Origin of the sequence: Micromonospora sp. KC721 (genome assembly GCF_004348355.1) — a bacterium.
GTDB lineage: Bacteria > Actinomycetota > Actinomycetes > Mycobacteriales > Micromonosporaceae > Micromonospora.
The window spans coordinates 1-2,881 of the sequence record NZ_SMJY01000344.1 but is presented as its reverse complement, the minus strand read 5'-3'; the positions used below and the strand labels follow the sequence as shown (position 1 = coordinate 2,881).

The window sequence follows — 2,881 nt, the reverse complement described above, 5'->3', positions numbered from 1 at the left end:
CGCCCACCCCGTCACCCAGCATGACGACCTCCCCGCCGCCGGGGCGGCCCCCGCAATGCTCCGGCAGTTCGCCGATCGTCTGCCGCTTCGCGGTCTCCCCGGGCAACTACACGGTGACCGCGTGGATCGGTGACCGGACCTCGGCGGGCAACACGTCGATGTCGGCGGAGGCCCGCCGGCGGTTCCTCCCCGCGGTCGACACTCCGGCCGGCACCATCAACCGGTACGTCTTCACGATCAACGTACGGCAGCCGGAGGGTCAGCCGACCGGCCAGGGTGGCAACGGCAACCCCGGGTTGGACATCACGTTCGCCGGGTCCGCGCCGAAACTGTCCGGTCTGACCGTCCAGTCAGCCAGTGGTCCGCTCGTGGCCTACCTGGCCGGTGACTCCACGGTCTGCGACCAGCCGACCGCCCCGTACACCGGATGGGGGCAGATCCTGCCCCGGCACCTGTCGGCGAGCGCGGTGGTGGCCAACTACGGCGATTCGGGGGAGAGCTCGGCCAGCTTCCTGAGCAACTCGGCGCTGTTCCCCAGGATGCGACCGCTGATCAAGCGCAACGACCTGGTGTTCATCCAGTTCGGGCACAACGACAAGTCGACCACCGCGTCGGCCTTCCGCAGCAACCTCACCACCCTGGTCAACCAGGTGCGGGACAGGGGTGGCGTGCCGGTTCTGGTCACCCCGCCGGTACGGCGGCTGTTCACCGGCAACCAGCTGAACGACACCGCGCTGCACATCAACGGCGTCGGAGCCAACCTGCCGCGCGAGATGCGCAACCTCGGCGCATCCCTGAACGTGCCGGTGATCGACCTGACCGCCAAGAGTGAGGCGCTGGTCGAGTCGATGGGTCCGACCAACTCGGCCCAACTGTTCCTGCGTCAGTCGCCGGACGGGGTGACCGACAACACCCACTTCTCCGAGTACGGCGCGGGACGGATGGCCGACCTGATGGTGCAGGGCATCCGCGAACGCAACCTCCCGCTGGTCAGCTACCTGAGTTGACCGCACGACGCGGCCCGGCACACCTGCAGGTGCCGGGCCGTCCACGACAGTCGGGGCACCCGCCGGGTGCCGGCGTCGACGGGGGCCGCCGCCGGTGCCCGAGCGCCGTCAGCGGTCGGTGGCGGCGGTCCAGGCCGCGACCGTGGCGGCGGCCCAGCGCCGTACCCGGTCCTCGTGGCCGTCCGGCGGGAACGTGCCGTCGACCGCGACGTCAACGATCGTGGTGGTGAACCGCCCGGGTGCGGGCGCGGCCACCGGGAACGGTGGCCCGCCGGGATAGTCATCCACAGTGGGTCTGCGACCACCGAAGCGATGCGAGTTGCGTCTGACGGCCTGGCGGGCTGCCGCCAGCAGGGCGTCCAGGCCATCCCGGAGATACATCTGCAGGATCGCCCAGTGCGTGGCCCGCCCGGCTGCCGCAACGGGCGAGGAGTGCTGAAGGTAGAAAGTCGCGACCACGACCGTGTGAACCGGCGCCCACGGCGCCCGCCCCGAGTGGTCCAACGCCAGCAACTCGTGGAACAGGTCCTGACAGGGCCGCGGTATCTGCGGCGCGCCGCACTCCGCGCAGGTCACGGCGACCGGTGGGCCGGAATTCGCGGGTGGGCGTCGGCTGTCACGCGCTGCCGGCGCGGGACTACGGTCATCTGCGCGACGGTCTGCCACGCCCGTATTCTTCCATCGAAGCGTCGCCCCCGGGTCAACGTGCCGCGCGCAGCGGCTTGCCCTCGGCGGCGCGGGCCGCCTCCCGGCGCGCCTCCAGGTCTTCGAACCACCGCAACCCGGCCGCACCACAATTGTCGCGGATCCGGTGTTTGACGTCCGCCGTGCGAACGTTGAGTTGATCGACGAGCTTCCGGTTGCGGGCCGTTTCGGCGTTCAGGCTCGCGACCGTCGTGGCGAGCCCGGCCGTGGCCACTCGCAGTTGCGCCGCCTCCGTGCGGGCACCGCGGTGCACCGCCCGGATGACCGCACCCGTCGGCTGCCACCTGCCCATCCGCACGCTCCGGACCGTGTGGGTCATGGTGTTCAGCGTCTCCTGCACCGAGCGGTAGTGGGCGTACACGCTGTCGGCGCATCCGTACGACTCGGTGTGCAGGGTACGCAGGGTGGCGAAGTCTGTTCTGGTGTGCGCCTCCGCCAGTTTCGCCGAAACCTCGGCCACCAGCCGTTCGACGCGTACGTTGTCGGCGCGTACCCGGCGTAGTGCCTTCTCGGCCTGGCGGGCCTGCGTGCGGACGGTCGCCAGGGTGACCGGTGCGATGTAGGGCCGGTCCCAACGGCGGATCGCGAAGAGCACCACGACCGTCGCGCCGGCGACGCCGCCGACCAGGGTCAGCGTCTCCTGCATCGCCTGCGGACCGCGTCCGTCGTTGCTGCGCAGCAGCAACCACAGCGCCGCGGCGGACGTGGCGGTCAGCAGCAGGACGATCCGGCCCAGGTAGCCCCGCACCAGCCCGGGGCGGCGGGCGCGTGGATTGAACCGGCCCTTCGGCGGCGTCGGCAGGGGCCGTCTGCGGCTGCCGCGCAGCCGCCCACCGGCGGGGCTGGCCCAGCGGACCAGCAGGAAGGCGAGCACCGGCGCGGCCGCCAGCGTCGACAGCGCGAAGGTGCGGTGTTCGGCGAACTGGGCCGGATCGTGGAGGTAGAGATAGGGCACGAGCGCCGGTGAAGCCAGAGCGAGTACGGGAAGGCCGATCGCGTACCCGAGGAAACACGGTGCCAGGAGCAGGACGAGAACCGGCAGACAGCCGGATGAGCGGCGGGCCACCTCAGCCGCGGCGGTGTCGGCGCCGGTCCTGCGCGTCGTCGCGACGCGGCTGGTCGGCGCGCGGCTGGTCGGCGCGCGACTGGGCCTGCCGGTGCGCCCGGCC

At 71.7% G+C, this 2,881-nt stretch carries 3 protein-coding genes; 1 reads left to right on the top strand and 2 read right to left on the bottom strand.

What is annotated here, in order from left to right; translation table 11 throughout:
• A partial coding sequence (locus E1182_RS30045; RefSeq protein WP_132271114.1) for a rhamnogalacturonan acetylesterase occupies positions 1-1,007 on the top strand: 1,007 nt, incomplete at its 5' end.
• A 108-nt stretch (positions 1,008-1,115) separates the two neighbouring features.
• On the opposite strand, the gene E1182_RS32615 is transcribed toward E1182_RS30045, so the two are convergent.
• Together E1182_RS32615 and E1182_RS31445 are read right to left on the bottom strand one after the other, a co-directional pair.
• Complete coding sequence (locus E1182_RS32615; protein WP_132271113.1) at positions 1,116-1,583, bottom strand: DUF5946 family protein; 468 nt, start codon at positions 1,581-1,583, stop codon at positions 1,116-1,118.
• 124 nt (positions 1,584-1,707) lie between these two features.
• The coding region (locus tag E1182_RS31445) for a hypothetical protein (protein ID WP_207921578.1) at positions 1,708-2,881 on the bottom strand (1,174 nt) is incomplete at its 5' end.